The following is a 25,487-nucleotide window of genomic DNA, read 5'->3' on the forward strand; positions in this document are numbered from 1 at the left end:
GCGATCCCCGGGGCCCTCTTCGCGCGCCGCGCAGGGGTCGCGCGCCAGGGCCGTCGACATCACGAACAGTCGTGGATCTTGTCACGATTTCATATCTGGTCACGATGGGCTCTCCCGCCATATCGCCCAGAAACGCCACAATCTCCACGCAATCCACGCATCCGCTCTGCATCGGCGCTGCTCCCCCCTCCGAGCCCGACCGGGGCTCCGGAGCCGCCGATTCCCAAGGGGGTCAAGTGAAGAGGATCGTCATCGCCACGGCCGCGGCGGCCGTGGCGGCGGGCGGCGGCACCGTGGCCGCCGTCTCCGCGAACGCCGCCGCCGGCCCGTCGGCCGCGGCCCCGGTCGCGGCGAGCGGGATCAACTGGGGCAAGTGCGAGGTCAGCGGCCCGGACGACCCGATGAACAAGGCCGAATGCGCCCAGGTCCAGGTGCCGCTCGACTACGCCAAGCCGAACGGCCGCAAGATCTCCATCGCGGTGTCGCGCTACAAGCACACCGACGAGAAGAACTACCAGGGCGTGCTGTTCGTCAACCCGGGCGGACCCGGCGGCACCGGCATCGAGTACGCGCCCGCCCTGGCCCGCTGGATGGGCGGCGTCGGCCACGCCGCCACCGCCGCCAAGTACGACATCATTGGCTTCGACCCGCGCGGCGTCGGCTCCAGCCAGCCCGCGCTGACCTGCGACAAGACCTGGTACGACCCGATCCGGCCCGACTACGTGCCGCACTCGGCCAAGGACGAGGCCGTCTGGAAGGCCAAGGCGAAGAAGTACGCGCAGGACTGCCAGCGCAAGTTCGGCTGGATGCTGCCGCACATGCGCACCACCGACGCCGCCCGCGACGTCGACACCATCCGCGGCGCGCTCGGCCAGCAGAAGATCAGCTGGTACGGCTTCTCCTACGGCACCTACTTCGGCGCCACCTACGCCACGCTGTTCCCGAACCGCGTGAAGCACATGGTGCTGGACGGCAACGTCAACCCGAAGACGGTCTGGTACGACGCCCAGCTCGAGCAGGACAAGGCGTTCGAGCGGAACATGAAGTCCTGGTGGGCGTGGACCGGCAAGTGGGACTCGGTCTACCACCTCGGCACGTCCGAGAAGGCCGTCGAGGCCAAGTACTACGCCGTGCGCGCCGCCGCGAAGAAGTCCCCGATCGGCGGCAAGATCGGCCCGGACGAGCTCGACGACATCGTCCTGACCGCCGGCTACAACACCGGCTACTACATCCCGTTCGCGCAGGCCCTGTCGGACTGGGTGAACAACAAGGACGCCTCCGGCCTGCTCGACTGGCTGAACACCGGCGGCGAGGACAACGACTTCGCCGTCTACAACGCCGTCCAGGCGGCCGACGCCAAGTGGCCGCGGAACTGGAACAAGTGGCACGACGACGCGGCCAAGCTCTACAAGGAGGGCTACCGCTTCAACACCTGGAGCAACGTCTGGTTCAACGCGCCCATCGCGTACTGGCCGTTCCAGGGCGGCCCCGCCCTCAAGCTGAAGGCGAGCAAGGGCCTGCCGGGCATGCTGCTCGTGCAGTCGTCGCAGGACGCCGCGACCCCGGTCGCCGGCGGCTACAACATGCACAAGGTGTTCCCGTCCTCGCGGCTCGTCCTCGAGGTCGGCGGCAAGACCCACGCCAACACGCTGAACGGCAACGCGTGCCTGGACGACAAGGTCGCCGCCTACCTCGACAGCGGGGCGCTGCCGAAGAGCAGCAAGGGCGCGGACGCCTACTGCAACGCCCTCCCGGCGCTGAACGACCCGAACCCGACGGCGATGACGGCCAAGGCCGCCGGCGCCGTCGCGGGCAAGGACCTGCCGGTCGGCCGTCCGTAACGCCCCGGTTCACCGCGTGATGCTCGCGGCGCGCCCGTCCCTCCACCGGACGGGTGCGCCGCGAGATCCGTTTTCGCCGGGAATCGCGCGAACCCGGAGGTTCCCGCGGCGCGCGGGCGCGCGCCGGTAGAAAGCGGGAGTGCTGAACCACGCTGGAAGAAGGGCCGTCGCCGCGACGGCCGTCGCGGCGGCCGCGCTCGGCGGCACCGCCGGAGCGCCCGCGACCGCCGCCCCCGGACGGCCCGGTCCCGACCCCGCTCCCCGGCCCTCCGGGCTCGCCTGGCACGCCTGCCCCGCCAAGGACCCGGTCGAGGGCGGCCGCCTGAAGGGCCTGCAGTGCGCGACGCTGCGCGTCCCGCTGGACTACGCCCGCCCGGACGGCGAGCAGATCACCCTCGCGCTGTCGCGGGTGCGGCACACCGCGAAGAAGAGCCAGGGCGTCGTGCTGCTCAACCGGGGCGGCCCCGGCGCACACGGCCGCGACCTCGCGGGCGTCTTCCACGCGGCGATGCCGAAGAGCGTCGCCGCGTCCTACGACTGGATCGGCTTCGACCCGCGCGGCGTCGGCGCCAGCAGGCCCGCGCTGGTCTGCGACAAGAGCTACCAGGATCCCGGGCGCGCCCGCCCCGACACCATCCCGGAGAACGCCGCGGCGGAGCGCGCCTGGAAGAAGCGCGCCCAGGCCTACGCGGACGACTGCGCGAAGAAGTACGGCAAGGTCCTGCCGCACATGGGGACGGCCGACTGGGTGCGCGACATGGACGCGATCCGGCGGGCGCTGCACCAGCAGAAGATCAACTACTTCGGCTACTCGTACGGCACCTACCTCGGCGCGGTGTACGCCTCGACCTACCCCGGGCGCGTCCGCCGCATGGTCCTCGACAGCGTGGTCAAGCCCAGCGGCGTCTGGTACGGCGACAACCTCGACCAGAACGTGGCGTTCGAGAAGCGGATCAAGGCGTTCTTCGGCTGGGCGGCCCGGCACCACGCGATCTACCGGCTCGGGAAGACCGGCGACCGGGTCGCCGCCGCCTACGCCCGCGCCCGCGCCGCGCTCAAGGCCAAGCCGATCGACGGCAAGTTCGGCCCGGACGAGCTGGACGACCTGTTCCTCGCCGACGGCTACGGCGACTACGGCTGGCCCGCGCACGCCGCCGCGCTGTCGGCGTACGCCGTCCGGCACGACCCGGGCCCGCTGCGCAGGGCCTGGCAGCCGCCGACCTGGCTGGACCAGAACAACTACGCCGTCTACAACGCCGTCCAGTGCCGCGACGCCGCCTGGCCCCGCGACTGGGAACGCTGGCACGCCGACAGCCGGCGGCTCTATCGCGCCGGCTACAAGTTCGAGACCTGGAGCAACACCTGGTACAACGCGCCCTGCGCGTTCTGGGGCGCACCGGGCGGGCCGCCGCCCGCGGTGGGGGCCCGCGGGCCGCTCGCCCCGATGCTGCTGGTGCAGGCCACCGAGGACGCTGCCACGCCCTATCCGGGCGCGCTGGAGACCCACCGGCTGTTCCCCACGTCCCGGCTGCTCGCGCAGGTCGGAGGCGGCAACCACGGGGTGTCGCTGTCGGGCGACCGCTGCGTCGACCGCGCCGTCGCCGCCTACCTGGGCAGGGGCGCCCTTCCGGCGGACAAGCCGGGCCCCGACGCCACCTGCAGGGCCCCGGCGCCGCCGCAGCCCAAGCCCGTGAAGAAGAAGCGCGGCCGGTCGCACCACGCCGCCGGCCGGTGAAACGCCCGCGAACCGGCCGGTAGGGAGCCGGTGGAGGTGGCAGGGCCGGGGACGGCATAGGCTTGTCGGCGTGGTGCTGACAGTGCTGTACGCCGCGCCGGCCGCCGCCGTGCCCCGGAAGGCCGGCCGGGGAGCCGCGCCCCGGGAGACCGCGCCCGGCGCGGTCCGGGCCGGAAGCCGGTAGCCGTGCGCATGCTGGGGTCTTTGCCGGTACGGGTCCTCGACGACCGGTACCGCGCGGAGGCGCTCGCGATCCTCGACGCCGACCCGGTGGCCAACGTGTTCGTCGGGTCCCGCGTGCACGCGGCCGGGCTCGACCCGCGCCGCCTCGGCGCCCAGATGTGGGGCTACATGCGCGACGGCCGGCTGTCCGCGCTGTGCTACTCCGGCGCCAACCTGATCCCGGTCGCCGCCGGGCCGCAGGCCGTCCGCGCGTTCGCCGAGCGGGCGCAGGCGCAGGGCCGCCGCTGCTCGTCGATCGTCGGGCCCGTGGACGCGGTCGGCGACCTGTGGGAGATCCTCGCGCCGTACTGGGGGCCGCCGCGCGCCGTCCGCGCGGCGCAGCCGGTGATGGCGACCTCCACCGTCCCGGACGTGCCCGCCGACCCGGGCGTCCGGCGGGTGCGGATGGAGGAGTTCGACGTCGTCTACCCCGCCTGCGTCGCGATGTTCACCGAGGAGGTCGGCGTCTCCCCGAACAGCGGCGACGGGGGAGTGCTGTACCGCGCGCGGGTCGCCGAGCTGATCCGCGACGGCCGCGCGTTCGCCCGCATCGAGGACGGCCGGGTCATGTTCAAGGCGGAGGTCGGCGCCGTCACCCCGCGCGCCTGCCAGGTGCAGGGCGTGTGGGTGCCGCCGGACCTGCGCGGGCAGGGCCTGTCGGTGGCGGGCATGTCGGCGGTCGTGCGGGAGGCGCTGCGCAGCATCGCGCCGACGGTGTCGTTGTACGTCAACGACTACAACACGCGGGCACGGGCCGCCTACCGCCGCGTCGGCTTCGCCGAGTACGGCTCGTTCATGTCGGTCCTGTTCTGACCGTCCGCCGCGTGATGCCGCCGGACTTGTCGTTGTCTGCCGGATCTGCGATGGATGCCTGACTCGATGCCCCCCGGCCGATACGATCCGGCCGTGGAGTTCGCCGTGGCGTTGCGGCAGGCCGTCCAGGCCAGCGGGCTGACCCTGGAGCGGATCCGCCACCGGCTCGGCCGGCGCGGCGTGGCCGTCAGCGTGGCCACGCTGAGCTACTGGCAGCGCGGCCGCAGCCGCCCCCGGTCCCGCGCCACCGTCGCCACCCTGGAGGAGGTCCTCGGGGTGCCGCCGGGCACGCTGACCGGCCTGCTCGACGGCGCCGCGCCCGCCCCCGGGGTGCCCGGCGGCGCGCCGCCCACCGCGCCGTCCGCCCTGCCGCCCATGACGCCGGCCGCCTCGGCGAGCGAGCTGTGGCCGGACCCGCGGCGGTACGCGGCGCTCGTCGGGCAGCTCGACCGGTCCGGGGACCACCGGCTCGAACGGCTCGGCGTCCATGACGTCTACCGGCTCGGCGCCGACGGCCGGAGCTGGACCCTGTCGGTCCGCGCCGTGCTGCGGGCGGCCGGCGACGACATCGACCGCGTCGTCTGCGTCCACCGCACCGGCCCCGCCGACCCGGCGGACGAACCCGCCGAGCCGCCCGGGGACGCGGCGACGGCGGAGCTGGCCGCCGTCCGGTACTGCCGGCCCGGACGGGTCCGCGCCGGCGGCGGGCTGACGGCGTTCGAGCTGGTCTTCGACCGCGTGCTCGCGGCCGGCGACACGGCGGTGGTCGAGTACGACCTGCGGCCGTCCGGCCCCCGCCCGCCCGGCCCGCCGGACGGCTACGACCGGCGCTTCTCCCGTCCCGTGCACGACTACGTCGCGGTCGTCGAGTTCGCCGCCGGACGGCTGCCCGCCCGCTGCTACGGCTTCACCGCCGACGGGCCGGGCGCGCCCCGGCGGCGGTTCGGCGAGCTGTGGATCGGCACGTCGGGGAGCGCGAACATCGCGGTCGGGGCCGTCCGGCACGGCATCGTCGGAATCGAATGGGAGTGGCAGTGACCGAACCGGCTGTCGACTTGCCGTCCCCCGGGCCTTACAGTGAGGCTGAAAGTTGCAAGCCCATCAGTCAAGGCCGTAAGGCGGGGGCCGGCCGGAGCGGATCCGGAGGCCGAGCAGTGCAGAGCGTCGCGGAGGACGATCTCCTCCAGGTCCTGCGGTACGGCCCGTTCAACGTGGCGTTGCAGGCCGCCATCCAGGCCCGCGGCCTCAGCCTCGAATCGCTGCGGCGCCGCCTCGACGCGCAGGGCGTCGCCGTCAGCCTGTCCACGCTCAGTTACTGGCAGCGCGGCCGGACCCGTCCCGAACGCGCCGGCTCGCTGCGCGCCGTCCGCGGCCTGGAGGTCATCCTCGAACTGCCCCGCCACTCCCTGCTCACCCTGCTCAAGCCGAACGCCGAGCGCCCGCCGGGGCCGTGGCCGCCCATCGAGGAGCTGTGTCCCGAACCCGGCGTCCGCGACCTGCTGGACGAGATCGGCGACGGCGGCGAGCGCCGGCTCACCGGGCTCAGCCTGCACGACCAGCACGTCATCGGCCGCCGCCGGGAACTGCGCGAGGTGCGCACCCGCGCGGTGTTCCAGGCGCAGCAGCGCGGCGTCGACCGCTGGATCGCCGTCTACCACCACCCGCACGGGCTGCTGCCGTCGTCGCGGACCGCGCGCGGCTGCCGCTTCGGCCGCGTCCGGATGGACGCCTCCAGCGGCCTCATCGCCGCCGAGCTGCTGTTCGACCGGGCCCTCGGACGCGGCGAGACGTACCTGCTCGAGTACGGCTTCGGATTCGACGAGACCGGCCCGCCCGTCACCGAGGAGGGCCGCGGGTTCCGCACCCCCCAGCACGAGTACCTCATCGAGGTGGGCTTCCACCCGGCCGCGCTGCCCGCCCGCTGCTACCGGACCTGGCGCCCGGACGGTCACACCGCCCTGGAGGACGCCGCCGACCTGCGGCTGTCCAGCTACCACAACGTCCACTTCATCGAGTTCGGCATGCCGGCCGGCTACCACGGCATCCGCTGGGAGTGGTCCTAGCCGGTCACGTCACGAGCAGGCCGAGGAGCCGGTCGAGCTCGGCGGCCGGGTCCCCGGTGAGGCCGGCGTGCACCGGCCCCGGCTGGACGATCGTGCTGCGCGGCGCCGTCAGCCAGCGGAACCGCGCGCCCGGCGCCTCCTTCGATGCCTGCCCGGCGCCCTCGCCGCCGCAGCAGATCGCGTCCACGCCCTTCAGCGCGGCCCGCACGCCCTCCAGGTCCAGCGCCGGGTCGAGCGCGAGCAGCCGCCGCTCGTCCAGGTGGGTGCGGCAGCCGAGGTAGTCCAGCGCCCGGCAGTACACCACCACGCCCACGTTCATGCTCTCGCCCCGCTCGACCCGCGGGACGACGCGCAGCGCCGCGTACTCGAACACCGTGGGCTCGCCCGCGCTCCGGATGTTGCTCACGAGGGGCCGCCCAGCCAGCCCGGACGGTTCTCCCCGCGCCGCGTCCCGGTGTCCGGCCGGTGCGCGCTGACGTCCAGGTCGGGCAGCCAGCCGCGCGGCTTGCCGGCGCGCGGCAGCAGGATGTCCACATAGGCGTCCCGCAGCTCCTGCGGGCCCGCGAACCCCGGCTCCCCTTCCAGCCACAGGTCGGGCACCAGCCCGGTGACCTCGCGCAGCAGCTCCTCGGTGATCCTCGGGGCGAGGTCGGCCTCCGCCTCCTCCAGCCGCGTGGCGAACGGGGTCAGCACGTGGTCGTCCACGTCGTACGGGCCGGAGAACAGCCGCGCGGCGTTGGCCCACGCGTGGTGGAAGATCAGGCTCGCGCCGTGGTCGATGAGCCACACGTCCCCGTGCCAGACCAGCATGTTCGGGTTGCGCCAGCTCCGGTCGACGTTGCCGATGAACGCGTCCAGCCACAGCACCCGCGACGCGAACAGCCGGTCCGGCTTCCAGCCGAGCGGGTCGAACCCGAGCGAACCGGGCAGGAAGTCGACGCCGAGGTTCCAGCCGGGGCTGGCCTTCAGCAGGTCCTGCACGTCGGGGTCGGGCTCGTGCCGGCCGATCGCCGGGTCGAGGTCGATGAGCACCTGGTCGGGCACCCGGAAGCCGAGCCGCCTGGCCAGCTCGCCCGCGATCACCTCGGCGATCAGCGCCTTGCGGCCCTGCCCGGCGCCGTGGAACTTCATGACATAGGTGCCGAGATCGTCGGCCTCGACGACGCCCGGCAGCGACCCGCCCTCGCGCAGCGGCGTCACGTACCGGATGGCGGTCACATGTGGCAACACGCCGCAACGCTACCGGGTGCGCGTGCGGCCGGGATAATCGGCGGCATGGCCGTTGAGCTGCTCGACCTGTCCGTCCCGATCACCACGGGGATGCCGGTGTACCCGGGCGACCCCGAGGTGGAGGCCGTCCCGGCCCTGACGGTCGCGGACTCCGGCGTGAACGTCCTGCGCCTGCACATGGGGTCGCAGACCGGCACCCACGTGGACGCCCCGTTCCACATCGACGACGCGCTGCCCCGCCTCGACGAGCTGCCCCTGACCCGCTTCACCGGCCCGGCGGTCGTCATGGACGCCCGCGCCCTGCCGCCCCGGACCCCCCTACCGCCCGACCTGCTCCCGAAGGGCCTGGCCCCCGGCGTCGTCCTCCTCATCGCGACCGGCTGGTCGTCGCACTGGGGAACGGACGACTACCTCGCCCACCCCTACCCGTCGCCCGAGACCGCCGAGGCCGTCGTCGCCGCCGGTGTCCGCACGGTCGGCATCGACGCCCTCAGCGTCGACCGCACCCCGCCGCCCGGCTCGGACGACTTCTCCCTCGCCGCCCACCGCGTCCTCTGCGGCGCCGGCGCCGTCATCGCCGAGAACCTCACCGGCCTCGGGCCGCTCGTGGCCGCGCAGGCCGAGGGCCGCCCTTTCGAGGTCTCCCTGTTCCCGATAGCCCTCGCCGCCGCCGACGGCGCCCCCGTCCGCGCCGTCGCCCGCCTCGGCCGCCACAAAGAAAACTCACCATGACAACGCCACCGCGGCATCGTCATGATGAGCACCGGCCTCATCCGTGTGTCAGACACGGTCCACGTAAGCTACGTGAATCTCCTTTGCCCGGTCATCAATGGCGTACCAGACGCGGTACCGGTCCACGCGCAGACGTCGATCGACGTCGCCATAAGGGAAGGCGGACCGGGGCCGCGGGTCCTCGCTGAGTTGGTCAACGGCGTCGAGGACCGCTTTCGTGCCCTTCGGGTCATCGAGGAAGCGGGAGAGCATGCCCGTCGCTTTGGTCTCCCAGACGATGGCGTAGCTCATGCCCCATCGAGGCCGAGCAACTCGCGAACCTGGTCGGTCGTCATGCCGGGCGGATTGGTGCCGTCGGCCTTCCGCCGGTGGTGCTCGAGAAGGGCGGCCAGCCCTTCGGCCTCGATCTGCGCTTCCCGCATGCGCAGGTACTCGTCCAGCGGGACGACGACGGCGGTCTCGTCTCCGAGGTGAATCGTGTTGCGAGGCTCGTCCGCCGGCAGCTCGTCCATGGCGGTCATGGTATCCGGGTGGTGCTGCGGCCTGTGGGGCGCGATGGGGGGCCGATCGTGGATCGGTAGCTCGCTCATGACGTTGAGGATATAGACGATCACCCATCGTGTTCGCGAGTTGGCGGACGGGCTCGTCCGCTAGTCCGCGTAGCGGCGCGCGAGTGTGCGGAACGCGAGCTTCGGCTCCCAGTGACCGGTCTTCTCGTAGCCGAGCCGCGAGCCCGGCGGAAGCACCTTGACCAGGGAGAATCCCGCCATGTCGAGGTCGTGGCGCGGGTCGGGCGAGGTCGGGGAGCCGGGGTCGATGAAGTTGTAGACGAACGCGCCGTGCACGCCCGCGGCCTCGTAGACGTCGAGCAGCTCGGCGATGTAGCGGGCCTGCGCCCTCTCGTCGCGGACGTACCCCGGCGGGACGACCGGGGGATCCTGCGTCCAGTCGACGATGTCGAACCCGTCGCCGCCGCGCTCGTCCGCGCCCCGGTAGGTGCAGCACCCGAACTCGGTGATGACGACGGGCTTGCCGAAGCGGTGCAGCGCCCGCACGTCGCGGACGTAGGTCGCCTCGTTCGAGGAGTCCCGGTACAGGTCGACGCCGACCACGTCGAAGCCGCGCCAGTCGACGTCCTCCCAGACGCCCGACGTGTAGGTGAGGCGCCCGCCGAACAGCGGCCGGACGGCCCGCAGGGCCTGCCGGAGGAACGCGTTCAGCCGCTCGCCGTACCCCGCGCCCGCGGGCGTTCCGAGGTTGCCGGCGCGCTCCTGCCAGTCCTTGCCGGGCACGAGCCCGGCCATGAAGATCGTCAGCTCGCAGCCGAGTGAGAGGCCGACGCCGGGACGCGCGCGGCGGAGCCGTTCGGCCTCCCGGGCGACCGACGTGACGAACCGCAGCGTCGCGCGGGCGTCGCTGTCGAAGTGGCGCGGCTCGAACCAGACGAACATGCCCTCATCCGCCGCGCAGCGCGCCGCGAGCATGAGGCGCCGCAGGTCGGAGCCGAGGATGATGAGCGCGTTGCAGTGCAGGTCGCGGCGGATCGCCCGGATCTCGCGCCGCACGTACGCGGGGTTCCACACCTCGCGCTCGGTGTCGTAGTTGACGCCGCGCTGCGGCAGCCGCCGTCCCGGAGCCGCGGCCCGCGCCGGCCGGACCGCGGCTCCGTACGCGACGGCCGCCGCCGTCCCGGCGAGCGCCGTCCTGCGGGTGATCGGTGCCTGTGCCATGGGTGCTCCTCGCTGCTCGGGCCGCCTGCGACGAGTCTTTCCGGGACGGCGCGTACGGACAGCGACCACCAGGCCACACCCGCCCCGACCAAAGTCGCCGGACGCGGGAGCCGAAGGTCGACCGTTCGCGCACGGCGGCGAGGCGGCGCCGTCCATCATGGGAGGCCGAGGACGCGCGACGGAGGGAGACCCGGTGCGGGTTTCGTGGGCGACGGACCAGGGGAGTCCCGAGCGGCTCAACGAGGACTTCGTGGCGGCCGCCGGCGGGGCCGTGGTGGTGCTCGACGGGTGCGGGCTTCCGCTCGGCACCGACCTCGGCTGCGTGCACGGGACGGCCTGGTATTCACGCTCACTCGGGACGCGGCTGCTCGCAAGGATGCTGGACGGCCTGGGCCCGCAGGCCGCGCCGCCCGTGGCGCCTCCGGAAGGAGCGCACCGGCCCGGCCGCAGGCCGCTGGTGGCGCGGCTGGCCGGGGCCGTCGCGGACGTCGCGGCGGCGCATCGGGCGACCTGCGACCTGACGGTCCCGGCCACTCCGGCGGCGACCGTCCTGGCCGTGCGCGTCCGGGGCGACCTGGTGGACTACCTGGTCCTCGCCGACTCGACGGTCCTGCTGGAGCGCACCACCGGCGAGGTCGAGGAGATCACCGGCGGCCCCTACTACGCGGCGGCCGACCCGTCGGTGGCCGACTTCGCCATCACCGGGACGCTGCCGGTCGGGGAGTTGCGCCGGATCGTGATGCTGACGGACGGGGCGACGCGGCTCGCCGACACCTTCGGCGTCACCGACTGGCCGGGCCTGGCCCGGCTGGCCGCGGAGCACGGCCCCGCCGCCGTCGTCGAACGGACCCGAGAGGCGGAACGCACCGACCCGCAGGGCCGGCGGTGGCCGCGCCGCAAGATCCACGACGACGCGACCCTCGCCGTCTGCGCGTTCCCGGGCGCCTGACGCGCGAGCTCAGCGGCCGGTCGCGCCGTCGATGAGCTCCCGCAGGATGTCCGCGTGCCCCGCGTGCCGGGCGGTCTCCTCGATCAGATGGGTCAGCGTCCAGCGCCGGGACGGCGCGCGGCCGCCGGGCTTCACCGGGCGGGGGCCCGCTTCGGCCAGGTCGTCCCAGGAGGCGATCCGCTCGTTCGCCGCGGCGTTGGTCTCCCGGTAGGCGGCGAGGATGCTCTCGGCCGTGTCGCCCGGGGCGGGGTGGAACGTGGCCTTCCAGTCGGGGACGTCCTCACCGAGCAGCCAGCACCGCTCCACGTAGGTGAGGTGCCTGACGAGTCCGAGCAGGTTCGTCCCCGACGGTACGCCGGGGGCGCGGGCCTGGTCTTCGGGCACGTCCTCGGCCTTGGCCGCGATCGCGGCGCGCAGGTAGTCGAGGAACCCGGCGAGCACCTCCTTCTCTCCGGGCCCGGTCGACGGCGGTCCGGTGTCGCGTTTCCGCCTTGTGCTCATCGTCCTCCTTGCGGATCCGTCGGATGCCCGCTCCAGAAGCGGGCGGTTCGAGTGATCATTCCCTCCTCGCCGGGTCGGTCGTGCACCACCCTTGCCGGGCCTGGCGCGAAACGTGCCATTGGTTTGCCGATCCGGCAAAGGGCGCCGGCGACCGCTCCCTGTCGGTGGGACCGCTGAGCGAATGCTCGATCAGGGAAAAGTAGGGTGGCGCCGACCGAGGGAGAGGGAGGCCGTAGTGCGGCTGGGGATCACCATGTTCGCGACCGACCTGACCATGCCGCCGCACGAGCTGGCCAGGGAGGCCGAGGAGCGCGGGTTCGCCTCGCTGTACATTCCCGAGCACACCCACATCCCGGTGGCGCGGACGACGGCGCCGCCGACCGGCGACGCGGCCCTGGCGCCCGAGTACGCGCGCACGCTCGACCCGTTCGTGGCGCTCGCCGCGGCGGCGGTCGTCACCGAGCGGATCACCCTCGGGACCGGCATCCTGCTGCCCGCGCAGCGCGAGCCGATCGTCACCGCGAAGGCCGTCGCGACGCTCGACCGGCTCGCGGGCGGACGGGTCGCGCTCGGCGTCGGCTACGGCTGGAACGCCGAGGAGGGCGCCGACCACGGCGTCCCGTGGAAGCGGCGGCGCGCGGTGGTGCGCGAGCACGTGCTGGCGATGCGCGAGCTGTGGACGCGGGACGAGGCGTCCTTCAAAGGGGAGTTCGTGAGCTTCGAGGCGAGCTGGTCGTGGCCGAAGCCCGCCGGGCGCGTCCCGGTGCTGCTGGGCGGCGCCCCGGGGCCGACGCTGTTCGCGCACATCGCCGAGTACGGGGACGGGTGGCTGCCCATCGGCGGCGCCGGCATCCGCGAGGCGCTGCCGGACCTGCGCCGCGCCTGCGCGGAGGCGGGACGCGACATGGTCCCGGTCGTCCCGTTCGGAACGGTCCCGAGCGCGGCGAAGCTGGACCACTACGCCTCGATCGGCGTCGGCGAGGTCGTGCTGCGCGTCCCGGCGGGCGGGCGCGACGCCGTCCTCCCCGTGCTGGACGAGTACGCCGGCGCCTACCTGTGACGCGCGGCTAGCGGATCATGCGGAAGCAGAAGAACGTCGGGAACCGGTAGTACTGGCGCTTGCCGGCCTTCACCGCGCCGAGGATGAGGAACACCCACTGCCCGATGAGCAGCTCCAGGTAGGGGAGGATCAGCGGGATCAGGAACGCGGGCTGCTCGGTGATGATCGTCGGCGGGACGCAGACCGCCGCCACCGCGAGCAGGTGGATCAGCATCGTGAGCTGGAAGTTCAGCGCCTGCGCCGCGTGGAAGCGGGCGAACGGCGAGTCGCGCATCTTCACCAGGTAGATGACGAGGGGCGCGATGAACGAGACCACGAGCGTGCCGACGTAGGCGAAGATCGCCCACGTGTCGTCGTTGTCGCGCGGGGGACCGTACTGCGGTCCGTAGGGAACGCCCGGCGGCCCGTACCCCCACTGCGAGTCGTACGGCCCTTCGGGCGGCGGGCCGGGGGGCTGCCCCGGCGGCTGTCCGTACGGCTGGCCGTAGGGCGGTGGCTGGTCGGTCACGGGGGATTCCTTCGCGCCTGCGGACGGGTCGTCGCATGAATCATAGGCAGCGGCCGGCCGAGCCGGTCCGCCCGCTGGGCGGGACCCGGCGCACCGGGCATCGGCCCGCGCATTTTAGAATCTCGTTCGGCTCAGAAGGAGGCTGCATGAGCGGGGCGATGACCGAACGGCACATGCTCGGCGAGGACGAGGCGGCGCCGCTGGCCGGGCTCGCCGCCCGGGTCCGCGAGCTGACCGAGGCCGCCGTCCTCACCGGCGTCGACGCCGGCGAGGCGCGCGCCGTCGCCGACGAGGTCGCCGCGCTCACCGCCCGGCTCCGGGCCGTGCGGCGGGACGCGCCGCCGTTCCTCGTCACCGACGGCCACCGGATGGACCGGCAGGGCGGCAACCCCGTCAGCGGCGTCCTCAACCCCGTCGCGCCGCCCGTCGACCTCGACGTCACGGCGGACGGGATCGTCCGCGCCGAGTTCACCCTCAGCGACGTCTACGAGGGGCCGCCGTCGTACGTGCACGGCGGGGTGTCGGCGATGGTCCTCGACCAGGCGCTCGGCATGGCCGCCGCGCACACCGGCACCGGCGGGATGACCGCGACCCTCGAGCTGCGCTACCGGCGGCCGACCCCGCTCGGCGTGCCGCTGACCGTCGAGGCGAAGGCCAGCCGCGTCGAGGGGCGCAAGATCTACGCATCCGGGACGATCGCGGGCCCCGACGGCCGCGTCACCGTCGAGGCCACCGCGATGTTCGTCACGCCGCAGCACTTCCTCGTCCAGGAGCGCTGAGCACGAGCGGTCAGGCGGGCGCGGCGGCCTCCCGGACGGCCCCCGCCCGCCGCGGGTCCGGCAGCAGCGCGAGCGCGCCCAGCGTCAGCACCGACGACACGATCATCGCGACCGCGATCGCCCACCAGCCGTAGTCGTGCAGCAGCCAGGTCGCCAGCAGCGGCGCCGGGCCGCCCGCGATGACCGACGCGAGCTGGTAGCCGATGCCGGCGCCGCCGTACCGCAGCCGCGTCGGGAAGCTCTCGGCGATCAGCGACGCCTGCGGGCCGTACTGGATCGCGTGCGGGATCTGCGCCACCACCACGGCGATGACCACCAGCGCCGCCGACTCGGTGTTGATCAGCCCGAAGTACGGGAACGCGAACACCGCGATGAGCAGCGACCCCACCGCGTACACGCGCCGCCCGCCGACCCGGTCCCCGAGATGCCCGGCCGCGGGGATGGTGAACAGCTCCAGGACGGCCGCGGCCGTCACCGCGCTGAGCGCCAGCCCCTGCTTCATCCCGAGGTCCTTGTGTATGTAGGTCAGGGCGAACGAGGTGAAGATGTAGAACGGCATCTGCTCCGAGCACCGCAGCAGCGCGCTCAGCAGGATCTCCTTCGGGTGCCGCCGGACGACCTCGACGACCGGCACCCGGGAGACCTCCCGCTTCTCCACGACTTCCGCGAACAGCGGCGTCTCCATCACCCGGACCCGCACGAACAGCCCGACCGCGACGAGCACCAGGCTGAACAGGAACGGCACCCGCCACGCCCAGTCGTTGAACGCCTTGTCGGCCGACAGCGCGATGGCCGTCATCATCCCGGTGCCGAGGATCAGCCCGATCGGCACCCCGATCTGCGGCAGGCTCGCCATCAGCCCGCGCCGTTTCCGGTCGCCCCACTCCATCGACAGCAGCACCGAGCCGCTCCACTCGCCGCCGACCGCGATGCCCTGCAGGATCCGCAGCACGACCAGCAGCACCGGTGCCGCCGCGCCGATGGAGTCCGTCCCCGGCAGCACCCCGATCAGCGCGCTGGAGATCCCCATCAGCACCAGGGTGACGATCAGCATCGCCTTGCGGCCGAGCCGGTCGCCCCAGTGCCCGAAGATCGCCGCGCCGACCGGCCGCGCCGCGAACCCGACCGCGTACGTCGCGAACGCCGACAGCGTCCCCGCGTAGTCGCTCGACGCGGGGAAGAACACGTCCTTGAACACGATCGCCGCGGCGGTGTTGTAGAGGAAGAAGTCGTACCACTCGATCGAGGTGCCGATCACGCTCGACACCGCGGCCAGCCGCACCTGCCGGCGCCGTTCGCCGCCCGCCGCGCGGGCCGTGCCCGCGCCCCCGGGATCTGAGGCCATGGGAGCCATCCCTTCCGACCGCCCCCGCCGGTCCCAGCGTTGTGATCACGGGGATTCCCGGCCCGCCGCACCCGGAAACCGCTTTCTTTCGCCGGTGGACCGCCTCGTGGACCGCCCGTGGACCGCCGGTGGCGCGGCGTCCGGTTCCGGGCTCGGACCAGGGACGCGACGGGCCGGGCCGGCGCGGACGATCGAGGCGCGATGCCCTATCCGGCATTAGGCACGAATGGGGAAGTTGTTCGGGTCGCGAACAACGATCACCACTGCCGGACGGCACGCGAAATCTTCGATCATATCGGCGCGCCGCCGAGACCGGCCCCGTGGAAATACGGGCATCGCCGCGGCTCCCTTTCCGATCTTCGTCCTCGGGGACATCCGCCGGGCCGTGCCGCATTCTGCGGTGAACCATCGTCACCGAACCGGCGTCCCATATGGTGTTCGCCCTCAAAACGGGATGCGAGGCCGGGAGTTGATCGAAGCCTTTGTGCTCGGCGTGATCGGAAATGTCCTCAGCAATTACATCAGCGGCCTGCTGACCAACAGGCAGACGGAGCGCAACCGAGGGGAGATCGTGGCGCTCATCGAGAGCAAGGTCAAGGAGAACCGGGCGCTGGAGAGCCGGCAGGCGATGGGCGTCGCGGTCCGCGAACTCGACGCGGTCGTGGGCAAGGACCGGGACCTGACCTGGCGGGACGACCGCCTGGTCATCCGGCCGTCCGGGCGGATCCGCAGGTCGCTGCCCGATCCGCAGGCGGCGCTGGAGGAGCTCGTCAACAGCGTGGCCGCCCGGCGGCGCGAGCTGGGGCTTCCGCTCGCCGCCGGCGAGCCGGCGCCCGCTCCCGGCGCGCCGCCGATGGGCGGTTCCGCGGCGGTGGCCGGTTCCGGCAGCGAACCCGCCGAAGGCGATCTGATCCCGCCGGATCGGCCCGCCCCCGCCGGTTCCGCACCGGATCTGCGCGCCGAGGTTCTCGGGCTGCCGGCCGAGGTGCTGCGGGAGAAGGAACGGCGCCGGAGGGAATCCGGGCGTGGCTGAAGCGATAGCGCAGCGTTTCTCCGATGCGGTCGGCCTGCATCTGATCGCCAATTTCCGGCCCGACGTCCAGCCGGGCACTCCGCTGCTTCTGGGCATCCAGGGGCCGCCGGGCGAGGGAAAGACCTACCAGGCCGAACGGATCCTGGAGGACGCCGGAATCCATACCGTCCTGCTGTCCGGCGGTGAACTGGAAAGCCCGAACGCGGGAGCGCCCGCGGCCCGGATGCGGGCCGCCTACCTGGAGGCCGGCGGCTACGCCGACGCGGGGACCCCCGCCGTGGTGCTGCTCAACGACGCCGACGCCGCGATCGGCAGTTGGGGCGAGCTGACGCAGTACACCGTGAACACCCAGAACCTGATCACCGAACTGATGCACCTGGCCGACTACCCGGCCCGGGTGGAGGGCCGGCGGGTCCGCCGGACCCCGGTCATCCTGACGGGCAACGACTTCACCCGCCTGTACGCCCCGCTGCGGCGCAGCGGCCGCATGCGGATCTTCAGCTGGCGCATGCAGCCGGCCGAGCGCGCGTCGGCGGTGCACTCGCTCTTCCCCTGGCTGAGCGAGACGCAGGCCGGCGACCTCGTGCGCCGGTTCCCCGACGAGCCCATCTCCTTCTGGGCGGCGGTGCGGCGGCGGATGGACGACGCCGCCCTCACCACGGCCCTCTACCGGCACGGTCTCGGCGACCTCGCCAGGAGCCTGGTCTCGCGCAGCAGGGTGCGGATCGACGACCGCCCGCACCCGATCGAGGACATCCTCGTGGTGGCCAAGAGCATGGCCGCCGACACGGCCCACGACTTCCTCTCCTCCTAACCACAAGGAACAGGCATGGTCATCGCCAGGACCGCCACGTACACGGCGACCTACGCTCGTGCCGAGCTCATCAAACTGCAGGTCCAGCGCGTCCTGGCGCGCAGCTCCCAGGACCGGGACTTCATCCGCCGCCTCCTCGTCGGCGTCGACAGGCGCTGGATCAGCGAGATCTCCGTCTACGGGCTCGACGGCGCCGACGCCTGCCACGTCGAGCTGTTCATCAGGATCGACTGGGACCGCAACACGATGCACATGTCGGCCGGCCGGGACATGGTCCAGGTCGACGCCGGCTGGGACGGCGGCGTGTCCACCGAGATCGACCTCGCGCTGCAGAAGTTCGAGCTGGTCACCCGCGAGCTCGGGCTCCGCAAAGTGGTCCATTCCCGCTACGCGCCCGGTGTCGACCGGGCCCGGGTCAACCGGGAGCTCGGCTTCCGCAACGCCGACCGCGTGCAGTGGCGCAGCGGCTTCTACGGCACCACGATGAGCATCCCCGAACTGGACGAGGTCACCGTCGGCGTCAACCTGGCCGGCCAGGGCTGACGCCCTTCCCGCTCGGAGGAATGATGGACGGGGCGGCGACTGCCACGATCCCTGGGCTCCGCACTACCAGCAGCTGGTGCAGCCCGCGCCGCACTACCAGCAGGTCAGCGGCGAGCAGCGGCGCATCTGGGACGCCAAGGGCAAGCGCGGCATGGGGTTCGGCGCCGCGTGGTTCCTCGCCGGCCTGCTCATCACGCTGATCACCTACGGCAACGCGTCCGGCCCGAGCGGCGGCGTGTACGCCGTCGCCTGGGGCCCGATGCTCTACGGCGCCTACCGCGTCATCTCCGGCTACCTCATGTTCAAGAAGAGCCGGCAGTAGCGCCCGGAGGCCACGAGGGCGGGCGGTCCGGCACACGGACCGTCCGCCCTTTCGCGTGCGCTCCGAGGGTCGTGGCGCCGGGCCGCCGCCGGCATCGACGCGCGTGGTATGCGCAAAGTGGGTGGTTATTCTGCGCGAAACGCGCAGTAGGCTGCACGGTGTCTCCGGGACGCGCGGTCCCGGGAAGCGTTGTCACGGGAGTGCGCCATGCAAGTGCCGATCAAGAAGAGCCTGGAGCGGGTCCCCGGCGGGATGATGATCGTCCCGCTGCTGCTCGGCGCGGTCGTGCACACGCTGTTCCCCGGCGCGGGCGACTACTTCGGGTCGTTCACCGGCGCGCTGTTCAGCGGGTCGCTGACGATCCTCGCCGTCTTCTACGTGTGCATGGGCGCGAGCATCGACGTGCGCGCGACGCCGTACATCGTCAAGAAGGGCGGCGCGCTGTTCGCCTCGAAGGTCGTCGCGTCGATCCTGGTCGGGCTGGTGCTCGGGCACTTCCTCGGCGAGGGCCCGGTGAGCGGCGGGTTCTTCGCGGGGATCTCGACGCTGGCGGTCGTCGCGGCGATCAACGACACCAACGGCGGCCTGTACATGGCGCTGATGGGCCAGTTCGGCAAGCCGAAGGACGTGGCGGCGTACTCGATCCTGACGATCGAGTCCGGGCCGTTCCTGACCATGGTCACGCTGGGCGTCGCCGGGCTGTCGGCGTTCCCGTGGCAGACGCTGGTGGGCGCGCTGCTGCCGCTGCTGGTCGGCGCGGTCCTCGGCAACCTGGACCACGACATGCGCCGCTGGCTCGGCGGCGCGGCCCCGGTGCTCATCCCCTTCTTCGCCTTCGCGCTCGGCGCCGGCATCGACCTCGAGAGCGTCTGGACGGCCGGGCTGCTCGGTCTCGGGCTCGGCGTCGCGGTCGTCCTCTTCAGCGGCACGATCCTGTTCACCGCGGACAAGCTGACGGGCGGCAGCGGCGTGGCGGGCCTCGCCGCGGCGTCCACGGCGGGCAACGCGGCGGCGGTCCCGGCGATCGTGGCGGGCGCCAATCCCGCCTACAAGGACGCCGCCGCGCGCGCGACCGTGCTGGTCGCGGCGGCGGTGGTGGTCACCGCGATCCTGGTGCCGATCCTGACGGCCTGGTGGGCGAGCCGGGTACGGCACCGGGAGGAGGAGGAACGGGTGGACGAGCCGGTGGACGGCCAGGAAGGCGGGGCCGCGTGATGCGGACCGTCATCGTCGCCGACGACCTGACCGGCGCGGCCGACAGCGTGGTCGCGTTCGCCGGCGCCGCCGTCGCGCTCGACCCGGAGAACGCCTGGCCGGACGCGTGCGTGGTCGCCGCCGACACCGACAGCCGGTACGCGCCGCAGGACGTGGCGGAGGCGCGGGTGCGGGCGGCCGTGCGGCGCGCGGAGCGGGCCGGTGCCCGGGTCGTCAAGAAGATCGACTCCACGTTGCGGGGGCACGTCGGGGCGGAGGTCGCGGCGGCGGCGGAGGCGCTGGGCGCGCGGCTCGTCGTCGTCGTGCCCGCATTCCCCGCGACCGGGCGGACCACGCTGGGCGGCGTCGTGCACGTCGATGGCCGGCCCCTTCCGGAGCGGCGGCACGGCGGGGACGTGGCGGCGCTGCTGGGCGAGGCCGGGATGCGCGTCCGGACGATGGGGCTCGCGAAGGTGCGCGCCCCGGACCTCCATGCGCGTTTCGCGCAAATCGATGGCGTGATCGTCTGCGACGGCGAGACCGACGCGGACCTGGACGCGGTGGCCGCGGCCGTCCCGGAGGGCGCGCTGCTGGTCGGGTCCGGCGGCGTCACGGCGGCGCTCGCCGGGCGTGCCCGCGCGCCGCGCGCCGTCCGCGCGGAGGCGGGTCCTTCGCTCGTCGTCGTCGGCAGCTACTCGGCGCTCGCGCGGTCCCAGCGGCTGGCGCTGATCGAGGCCGGCTGGACGCCGGTGACGCTGCGCCCGGACGGACCGGGGCCCGGCGAGGCGGGCAAGGCCGTCCGCGCCGGGCTCGCGCAGGGCGACGTCGTCCTGTCGGTCGATCCGGACGCGCCCGTCGACCGGAGCCAGGCCTTCGCCACCGCGCAGGCGCTGGCGGAGGCGGCCGCCGGAGCCGCACCGGACGCGGCGGTCCTGGCCGCGACCGGGGGAGAGACCGCGCGGGCGGTGCTGGCCGCGCTCGGCGCGACCGAGCTGCGGCCGGTGGGGGAGCCCGAACCGGGGGTGGTGGCCTCGCGCGTGCCGGGCACGGACGCGCTGTTCGTCACCAAGGCGGGCGCGTTCGGCGACCGCGAGACGCTGGCGCGCGTGCTGCGCGCCGTTTCCGATCAGGAGGAGTGAGGCAATGGAACGCCCGATCGTCGGGATCACCATGGGGGACGCGGCGGGCGTCGGGCCCGAGGTCGTCGTGCGGGCGCTGGCGGACCCGGACGTGCGGCGGGGGAGCCGGCCGCTCGTCATCGGGGACGCCGAGCGGCTGCGCAGGGCCGTCGAGATCACCGGCACCGGCCTGACCGTGCGGAGCGTGGACGGCCCGGAGGACGCGGCGTACGAGCCGGGGACGGTCGACGTCATCGACCTCGACTGCATCCCCGCCGACCTGCCGTTCGGCGAGCTGAGCGCGACCGCCGGGGAGGGCGCCTACCGGTTCATCGAGCGCGCCGTCCGGCTCGCCGTGGACGGACGCATCGACGCGATCTGCACCGCGCCGCTCAACAAGGAGGCGCTGCACGCGGCCGGGCACAGGTTCCCCGGGCACACCGAGCTGCTCGCGTCGCTGACCGGCACCGAGGAGGTGTCGATGATGCTGTCCGCGCCGAAGCTGAAGGTCATCCACGTGACCACCCACATCGGCCTGGTGGACGCGGTCGAGCGCATCGAGCCGGGCCTGGTCGAGCGGACGGTGCGGCGCGGCCACGCGACGCTCGTCAAGGCGGGCGTCGCCGAGCCGCGGATCGCGGTGTGCGGCATCAATCCCCATGCGGGGGAGAATGGGCTGTTCGGCCACGGCGAGGAGGAGGCGAAGATCGTGCCCGCGATCGAGCGGCTCACCGCGGACGGGATCGACGCGCGCGGCCCGCTGCCCGCCGACACGGTCTTCTTCCGCGCGGTGCGCGGCGACTTCGACCTGGTCGTGGCGATGTACCACGACCAGGGGCACGGGCCGGTCAAGGTCATGGGGCTGGAGGCCGGGGTGAACATCACCGTGGGCCTGCCCGTCATCCGGACGAGCGTGGACCACGGGACCGCGTTCGACATCGCCGGGACGGGCGCCGCCGACCACGCGAGCATGCTCGAGGCGATCCGGCAGGCCGTCGAGCTGGCGCCCGCGCGGTCGGAGAGCTAGCGGCCGGAGTGGCCCCGGCGGCCGGAGGAGCCAGGAGGGAAGGCGCGTGGTGAAGGCCGAGGAGCGGCGCGAGCGCATCGCGCGGCTGCTGCGGGAGCAGCCGGTGCGGGTGGAGGACATGGCGGAGACGTTCGCCGTCTCCCCGTCCACGATCCGGCGCGACCTGCAGGTGCTGAGCGACGAGGGCGAGATCGTGCGCACCTACGGCGGCGCGCTGTCGGCCGCGCCCGGCGAGCAGCCGCTGCACGAGCGGGAACGGCTCGCGCTCGCGCAGAAGGCGGCGATCGCGCAGGCGGCCGAGGCGCGCGTGCGGCCGGGGGCGATGCTGCTGCTGGACGCGGGCACGACGGTCGGCGCGCTCGCGGCGCGGCTGGCGTCCTGGTCCGGCATCACCGTGGTGACCAACGGGCTGACGACGCTGGACGCGCTGGCCGACAGCGCGGGCGTCGAGCTGATCGCGCTGGGCGGTGCCGTCCGGCACATCAGCCTCGGCATGATCGGGCCGCTCGCCGAGGGCGCGCTGCGCGCCATCACCGCCGACACCGTGTTCCTCGGCGCGGACGGCGTGGTCGCCGGGCGCGGGGTGTGCGAGGGGACCGCCGAGCAGGCGTCGCTGAAGCGGCTGATGGTCGAGCAGGCGCGGGACGTGTGCGTGCTGGCCGACGCGTCCAAGCTGGGCCGGGCCGATAGCAACTGGTGGACGCCGCTGGACCGGCCGTGGACGCTCATCACCGATTCCGGTGCGACGGAGGAGCAGCTGGCGCCGTTCCGGGCGCGCCGGGAGGTCACGGTGACCGTCGCCGTCCCGTGACGCCTGCCGCCCGGGTCAGTACTCGTAGACCTTCACCGTCGGCGGGCGCCGGTCCCAGGTCGCCACGACGGACGAGGTGTGCTCGTCGGAGAGGAAGTCGACGCGCAGCCAGCGCGCCGCCTCCGTCACGCGCGTCTCGTAGCCCGGGTTCGGTGTCGCCGACACCAGCTTGACCCGCCCGTCGGTGAACGCCAGCGCCGCCTGCCCGCCGCGCGTCGCGAAGCTCCGCACGTTGCCGGACGGCTTCTGCTTGGTGGGTTTGTCGGAAGGCGTGGGAGATTTGCTGGGCTTCGGCCCCTGGTCCTCGCCGGCCGCCGGACGCGGCGCCGACGTCGGCGACCCGACGCTCGTCGGCGGGCCCGGGAGCGTGGACGGGCTGCCGTGGATGACCGGGCCCGCGATCGGCGGCGGCGCCGAACGCTCCGACACCGCGCCGCGCACGACCCCGCGCACCCCGAGCCAGGACAGCGCGACCGCCAGCGCGGTCGCCACCGCCCACGGGGCAACATACGACATCGCCCGACGCATCGACACATGGTGGCATACGGTTCCGCCATGGCGAGTGTTCTGGTTGTCGAGGACGACGCGAACGTCCGTACCGCCTTGATCCGCGAACTGAGCGCCCGTTCGCACGTCGTGCGCAGCGTCGGCACCGCGATGGACGCGCTCCGCGAGGTCACCCAGTCGCCGCCGGACGTGGTCATCCTCGACCTCGGGCTGCCCGACCTGGACGGCGCCGAGGTGCTGAAGATGCTGCGCGGGGTGTCCGACGTCCCGGTCATCATCGCCACCGCCCGCGACGACGAGCCCGAGATCGTCCGGCTGCTGAACGCCGGCGCCGACGACTACCTGATCAAGCCGTTCTCCGCCGAGCACCTCAGCGCCCGGCTCGCCGCGGTGCTGCGCCGCTCCGCGCGGTCCGGGCCGTCCGCCGAGATCAGCGTCGGCGGCCTGCACATCGACCTGGACCGCCGCGAGGCCCGGCTGGACGGCGAGTCCCTGGAGCTGACCCGCCGCGAGTTCGACCTGCTCGCCTACCTCGCCGCCCGGCCCGGCCGGGTCGTCGCCCGCCGCGAACTGCTCGCCGAGGTGTGGCGGCAGGCCTACGGCGACGACCAGACCATCGACGTGCACCTGTCCTGGCTGCGCCGCAAGCTGGGCGAGACCGCCGCGAAACCCCGGTACCTGCACACCGTCCGGGGCGTCGGGGTCCGGCTGGCCGAGCCCGGTCCGCGCGCATGAGACGCACGCTCGTCCTGGTGTCCCTCGCGGTCACCTCGATGGTCGCGCTGGCCTTCCTCATCCCGCTGGCGCTGACCGTCCGGGAGATCGCCCGGGACCGCGCGCTGACGACCGCCGAACGGCAGGCCAGCGCGCTCGGCCCCGTGCTCGTCGTCACCGAGGACCCGGCCGCGCTCGAACGCGCCGTCGCCAGCACCCAGGCCGGCGCCGCCGGCCGCATGACCGTGCACATGCCGGACGGCACGCTCGTCCCGAAGCCGGGCCCCGGCGACCCGTCGGCGCGTCCCGAGCAGCTCATGGAGGCGGGCCGCCGCGGCCGGTCCTACACCGCGCGCGTCTCCGGCGGGTACGCGCTGCTCCAGCCCGTGTCGCTGGACGCCGGCCGTACCGCCGTCGTGGAGGTGTTCCTGCCCGACGGCGACCTGACCCGCGGGGTGTGGAAGGCGTGGCTGGTGATGACGGCCGTCGCCGCCGCGCTCGTCGCCGGGTCCGTCGTCGTCGCCGACCGGCTCGGCAACCGGATGATCCGCTCGACCCGCCGGCTCGCCGAGGCCGCCGCCGCGTTCGGCGACGGCGAGATGTCGGTCCGGATCGAGCCGGACGGGCCGCCGGAGCTGGTCGAGGCGGGGCTGGCGTTCAACGCGATGGCCGACCACGTCGTCCAGCTGCTGTCGGCCGAACGGGAGATGGCCGCCGACCTGTCGCACCGGCTGCGCACCCCGCTGGCCGCCCTGCGGCTCAACGCCGAGGCGCTCGGCGACGGACCGGTCCCCGACCAGACCCGCGAGGCCGTCGACCGGATCGAGCGCGAGGTCGACCAGATCATCCGGACCGTCCGGCGCCCCACCCGGCGCGGCAGCTGCGACGCGTCCAAGGTGCTGCGCGACCGCGTCGCGTTCTGGTCCGTGCTCGCCGAGGACGAGGGCCGCTCCTGCGAGCTGATCGGCGCCGAGGGCCCGGCGCCGCTGCCGCTGCCCGGCACCGAGCTCGCCGCCGCCGTGGACGCGCTGCTCGGCAACGTCTTCCGGCACACCGCCGAGGGCACCGGCTTCGTCGTCACCCTGCACCAGGGCCAGGGCGTCACCGGCATCCTCGTCGCCGACGGCGGACCCGGCATCACCGACCCCGACGCGGCCCTCAAGCGCGGCAGCAGCGGCGGCGGCTCCACCGGCCTCGGCCTCGACATCGCGCGCCGCGCCGCCGAGTCGACCGGCGGCTACCTGCGCATCCACCGCAGCGTCCTCGGCGGCGCCCAGGTGCAGATGTGGTTCCGCACCAAGTGGCTGCCCCCGACCCGCCGCTCCCGCCGGCTGGTCCGCCGCCGGCACTCCCGCACCTGATCAGTCCCGCACGTGGTCGCCCGTCGCCCCGTCGATCAGCTCCCGCAGGACGTCCAGGTGCCCGGCGTGCCGCGCGGTCTCCTCGATCATGTGGATCAGCACCCAGCGCAGCGACACCGTCCGGCCGGACCATGACGTGCCCGTCGCGTCGAGGTCCAGCTCAGCGATCACCTGGTCCGCCGCCGCCCGCGACCGCTCGTAGAACGCGGTGATCCCCGCCGTGGTCTCGTCCGCCTCGACCCGCAGGTCCATCTCCGGATCGTCGTCGTCCAGCGGCAGGGGCTCGGTCTCCCGCCCGAACGTCTCGCAGAACCACGAGTACTCCATGGCCGCCAGGTGCTTGGTCAGCCCCAGCAGCGTCGTCCCCGACGGCGTCATCACCCGCCGCACCTGCTCGTCGTCGAGCCCGTCCAGCTTCCACAGCACGACGTCCCGATGCCGGTCGAGGCTCGCTTGCAGGCTTTCCTTCTCATCACCGACGAACGGCACGTCTCTCATCCGACGACCGTACCGGGCCGGCGCCCCGACGGACGCC

29 protein-coding genes are annotated in these 25,487 nt (G+C 73.5%); 19 read left to right on the forward strand and 10 right to left on the reverse strand.

The features are described 5' to 3' along the window. The first annotated feature begins 236 nt into the window (after positions 1-236). The 5 genes from ACA514_RS25245 to ACA514_RS25265 all read left to right on the forward strand — a co-directional run bounded on the left by ACA514_RS25245 (position 237) and on the right by ACA514_RS25265 (position 6,674). The gene (locus tag ACA514_RS25245) at positions 237-1,841 is read left to right on the forward strand and encodes an alpha/beta fold hydrolase (protein ID WP_375043690.1); all 1,605 of its coding nucleotides are present in this window, start codon (positions 237-239) and stop codon (positions 1,839-1,841) included. Between the two features lie 139 nt (positions 1,842-1,980). Further along, the gene (locus tag ACA514_RS25250; RefSeq protein ID WP_375043691.1) at positions 1,981-3,576 is read left to right on the forward strand and encodes an alpha/beta hydrolase; all 1,596 of its coding nucleotides are present in this window, start codon (positions 1,981-1,983) and stop codon (positions 3,574-3,576) included. A gap of 192 nt (positions 3,577-3,768) precedes the next feature. After that, entirely contained in the window at positions 3,769-4,611 is an 843-nt protein-coding gene (locus ACA514_RS25255) for a GNAT family N-acetyltransferase (protein WP_375043692.1), read from the forward strand. Positions 4,612-4,704: 93 nt separating this feature from the next. Then, positions 4,705-5,649, forward strand: a complete 945-nt coding sequence (locus tag ACA514_RS25260) for a hypothetical protein (RefSeq protein ID WP_375043693.1) — start codon at positions 4,705-4,707, stop codon at positions 5,647-5,649. Between the two features lie 116 nt (positions 5,650-5,765). After that, positions 5,766-6,674 (forward strand): hypothetical protein, encoded by a 909-nt coding sequence (locus ACA514_RS25265; protein ID WP_375043694.1) that lies wholly within the window; start codon positions 5,766-5,768, stop codon positions 6,672-6,674. Between the two features lie 4 nt (positions 6,675-6,678). Here the strand turns inward: ACA514_RS25265 and ACA514_RS25270 are convergent, their stop codons facing one another. Continuing rightward, positions 6,679-7,080: a DUF3037 domain-containing protein gene (locus ACA514_RS25270; RefSeq protein WP_375043695.1), complete on the reverse strand. Its 402-nt coding sequence runs from the start codon at positions 7,078-7,080 to the stop codon at positions 6,679-6,681. Next, positions 7,077-7,904 carry a HipA family kinase gene (locus ACA514_RS25275; RefSeq protein WP_375043696.1) on the reverse strand — a complete coding sequence of 276 codons (828 nt, stop codon included), beginning with the start codon at positions 7,902-7,904 and terminating at the stop codon, positions 7,077-7,079. Before ACA514_RS25275 ends, ACA514_RS25270 begins: the two co-directional genes overlap by 4 nt. Before the next feature lie 45 nt (positions 7,905-7,949). On the opposite strand from ACA514_RS25275, the gene ACA514_RS25280 reads away from it, so the two are divergent. Continuing rightward, positions 7,950-8,636 carry a cyclase family protein gene (locus tag ACA514_RS25280; RefSeq protein WP_375043697.1) on the forward strand — a complete coding sequence of 229 codons (687 nt, stop codon included), beginning with the start codon at positions 7,950-7,952 and terminating at the stop codon, positions 8,634-8,636. Between the two features lie 48 nt (positions 8,637-8,684). Here the strand turns inward: ACA514_RS25280 and ACA514_RS25285 are convergent, their stop codons facing one another. The 3 genes from ACA514_RS25285 to ACA514_RS25295 all read right to left on the reverse strand — a co-directional run bounded on the left by ACA514_RS25285 (position 8,685) and on the right by ACA514_RS25295 (position 10,366). After that, entirely contained in the window at positions 8,685-8,927 is a 243-nt protein-coding gene (locus tag ACA514_RS25285; protein ID WP_375043698.1) for a type II toxin-antitoxin system RelE/ParE family toxin, read from the reverse strand. Beyond that, entirely contained in the window at positions 8,924-9,148 is a 225-nt protein-coding gene (locus ACA514_RS25290) for a hypothetical protein (protein WP_375043699.1), read from the reverse strand. Before ACA514_RS25290 ends, ACA514_RS25285 begins: the two co-directional genes overlap by 4 nt. Before the next feature lie 138 nt (positions 9,149-9,286). Next, positions 9,287-10,366 carry a hypothetical protein gene (locus tag ACA514_RS25295; RefSeq protein ID WP_375043700.1) on the reverse strand — a complete coding sequence of 360 codons (1,080 nt, stop codon included), beginning with the start codon at positions 10,364-10,366 and terminating at the stop codon, positions 9,287-9,289. 193 nt (positions 10,367-10,559) lie between these two features. On the opposite strand from ACA514_RS25295, the gene ACA514_RS25300 reads away from it, so the two are divergent. Beyond that, on the forward strand, positions 10,560-11,315 hold the full coding sequence (locus ACA514_RS25300) for a hypothetical protein (protein WP_375043701.1): 756 nt from the start codon (positions 10,560-10,562) through the stop codon (positions 11,313-11,315). 9 nt (positions 11,316-11,324) lie between these two features. Here ACA514_RS25300 and ACA514_RS25305 read toward each other — a convergent pair whose 3' ends face one another. Then, positions 11,325-11,816 (reverse strand): DinB family protein, encoded by a 492-nt coding sequence (locus ACA514_RS25305; RefSeq protein ID WP_375043702.1) that lies wholly within the window; start codon positions 11,814-11,816, stop codon positions 11,325-11,327. 235 nt (positions 11,817-12,051) lie between these two features. Here ACA514_RS25305 and ACA514_RS25310 point away from each other — a divergent pair, with 235 nt between their 5' ends. Further along, the gene (locus ACA514_RS25310) at positions 12,052-12,876 is read left to right on the forward strand and encodes a TIGR03619 family F420-dependent LLM class oxidoreductase (protein WP_375043703.1); all 825 of its coding nucleotides are present in this window, start codon (positions 12,052-12,054) and stop codon (positions 12,874-12,876) included. Positions 12,877-12,883: 7 nt separating this feature from the next. On the opposite strand, the gene ACA514_RS25315 is transcribed toward ACA514_RS25310, so the two are convergent. Next, entirely contained in the window at positions 12,884-13,384 is a 501-nt protein-coding gene (locus ACA514_RS25315) for a DUF4870 domain-containing protein (RefSeq protein ID WP_375043704.1), read from the reverse strand. Between the two features lie 146 nt (positions 13,385-13,530). Here ACA514_RS25315 and ACA514_RS25320 point away from each other — a divergent pair, with 146 nt between their 5' ends. Beyond that, the gene (locus ACA514_RS25320; RefSeq protein ID WP_375043705.1) at positions 13,531-14,163 is read left to right on the forward strand and encodes a PaaI family thioesterase; all 633 of its coding nucleotides are present in this window, start codon (positions 13,531-13,533) and stop codon (positions 14,161-14,163) included. A gap of 10 nt (positions 14,164-14,173) precedes the next feature. On the opposite strand, the gene ACA514_RS25325 is transcribed toward ACA514_RS25320, so the two are convergent. After that, positions 14,174-15,508, reverse strand: coding sequence for an MFS transporter (locus tag ACA514_RS25325; RefSeq protein ID WP_375043706.1), 1,335 nt, complete (start codon positions 15,506-15,508; stop codon positions 14,174-14,176). 469 nt (positions 15,509-15,977) lie between these two features. Between ACA514_RS25325 and ACA514_RS25330 the strand changes: the two genes are divergently transcribed. The 8 genes from ACA514_RS25330 to ACA514_RS25365 all read left to right on the forward strand — a co-directional run bounded on the left by ACA514_RS25330 (position 15,978) and on the right by ACA514_RS25365 (position 22,370). Then, a complete protein-coding gene (locus ACA514_RS25330; RefSeq protein WP_375043707.1) occupies positions 15,978-16,541 on the forward strand; it encodes a hypothetical protein in 564 nt (187 codons plus the stop codon). Then, entirely contained in the window at positions 16,534-17,355 is an 822-nt protein-coding gene (locus tag ACA514_RS25335) for an AAA family ATPase (protein WP_375043708.1), read from the forward strand. The genes ACA514_RS25330 and ACA514_RS25335 overlap by 8 nt, the downstream gene beginning before the upstream one ends. A gap of 15 nt (positions 17,356-17,370) precedes the next feature. Beyond that, positions 17,371-17,898, forward strand: coding sequence for a hypothetical protein (locus ACA514_RS25340; protein ID WP_375043709.1), 528 nt, complete (start codon positions 17,371-17,373; stop codon positions 17,896-17,898). Between the two features lie 76 nt (positions 17,899-17,974). Then, complete coding sequence (locus tag ACA514_RS25345; RefSeq protein ID WP_375043710.1) at positions 17,975-18,220, forward strand: hypothetical protein; 246 nt, start codon at positions 17,975-17,977, stop codon at positions 18,218-18,220. Positions 18,221-18,427: 207 nt separating this feature from the next. Then, entirely contained in the window at positions 18,428-19,435 is a 1,008-nt protein-coding gene (locus tag ACA514_RS25350; protein WP_375043711.1) for a 2-keto-3-deoxygluconate permease, read from the forward strand. Further along, positions 19,435-20,553: a four-carbon acid sugar kinase family protein gene (locus ACA514_RS25355; RefSeq protein ID WP_375043814.1), complete on the forward strand. Its 1,119-nt coding sequence runs from the start codon at positions 19,435-19,437 to the stop codon at positions 20,551-20,553. Before ACA514_RS25350 ends, ACA514_RS25355 begins: the two co-directional genes overlap by 1 nt. Positions 20,554-20,557: 4 nt before the next feature. Further along, a complete protein-coding gene (gene pdxA, locus ACA514_RS25360; protein WP_375043712.1) occupies positions 20,558-21,559 on the forward strand; it encodes a 4-hydroxythreonine-4-phosphate dehydrogenase PdxA in 1,002 nt (333 codons plus the stop codon). Between the two features lie 46 nt (positions 21,560-21,605). After that, positions 21,606-22,370: a DeoR/GlpR family DNA-binding transcription regulator gene (locus ACA514_RS25365; protein WP_375043713.1), complete on the forward strand. Its 765-nt coding sequence runs from the start codon at positions 21,606-21,608 to the stop codon at positions 22,368-22,370. A 15-nt stretch (positions 22,371-22,385) separates the two neighbouring features. Here ACA514_RS25365 and ACA514_RS25370 read toward each other — a convergent pair whose 3' ends face one another. Continuing rightward, a complete protein-coding gene (locus ACA514_RS25370; protein WP_375043714.1) occupies positions 22,386-22,886 on the reverse strand; it encodes a hypothetical protein in 501 nt (166 codons plus the stop codon). Positions 22,887-22,925: 39 nt separating this feature from the next. Between ACA514_RS25370 and ACA514_RS25375 the strand changes: the two genes are divergently transcribed. Together ACA514_RS25375 and ACA514_RS25380 are read left to right on the forward strand one after the other, a co-directional pair. Next, positions 22,926-23,612: a response regulator transcription factor gene (locus ACA514_RS25375; RefSeq protein ID WP_375043715.1), complete on the forward strand. Its 687-nt coding sequence runs from the start codon at positions 22,926-22,928 to the stop codon at positions 23,610-23,612. Beyond that, on the forward strand, positions 23,609-24,952 hold the full coding sequence (locus ACA514_RS25380; protein WP_375043716.1) for a sensor histidine kinase: 1,344 nt from the start codon (positions 23,609-23,611) through the stop codon (positions 24,950-24,952). The genes ACA514_RS25375 and ACA514_RS25380 overlap by 4 nt, the downstream gene beginning before the upstream one ends. On the opposite strand, the gene ACA514_RS25385 is transcribed toward ACA514_RS25380, so the two are convergent. After that, positions 24,953-25,450: a DinB family protein gene (locus ACA514_RS25385; protein ID WP_375043717.1), complete on the reverse strand. Its 498-nt coding sequence runs from the start codon at positions 25,448-25,450 to the stop codon at positions 24,953-24,955. Positions 25,451-25,487 lie beyond the last annotated feature (37 nt).

This window comes from Actinomadura sp. NTSP31, assembly GCF_041951385.1.
Lineage (GTDB): Bacteria > Actinomycetota > Actinomycetes > Streptosporangiales > Streptosporangiaceae > Spirillospora > Spirillospora napierensis.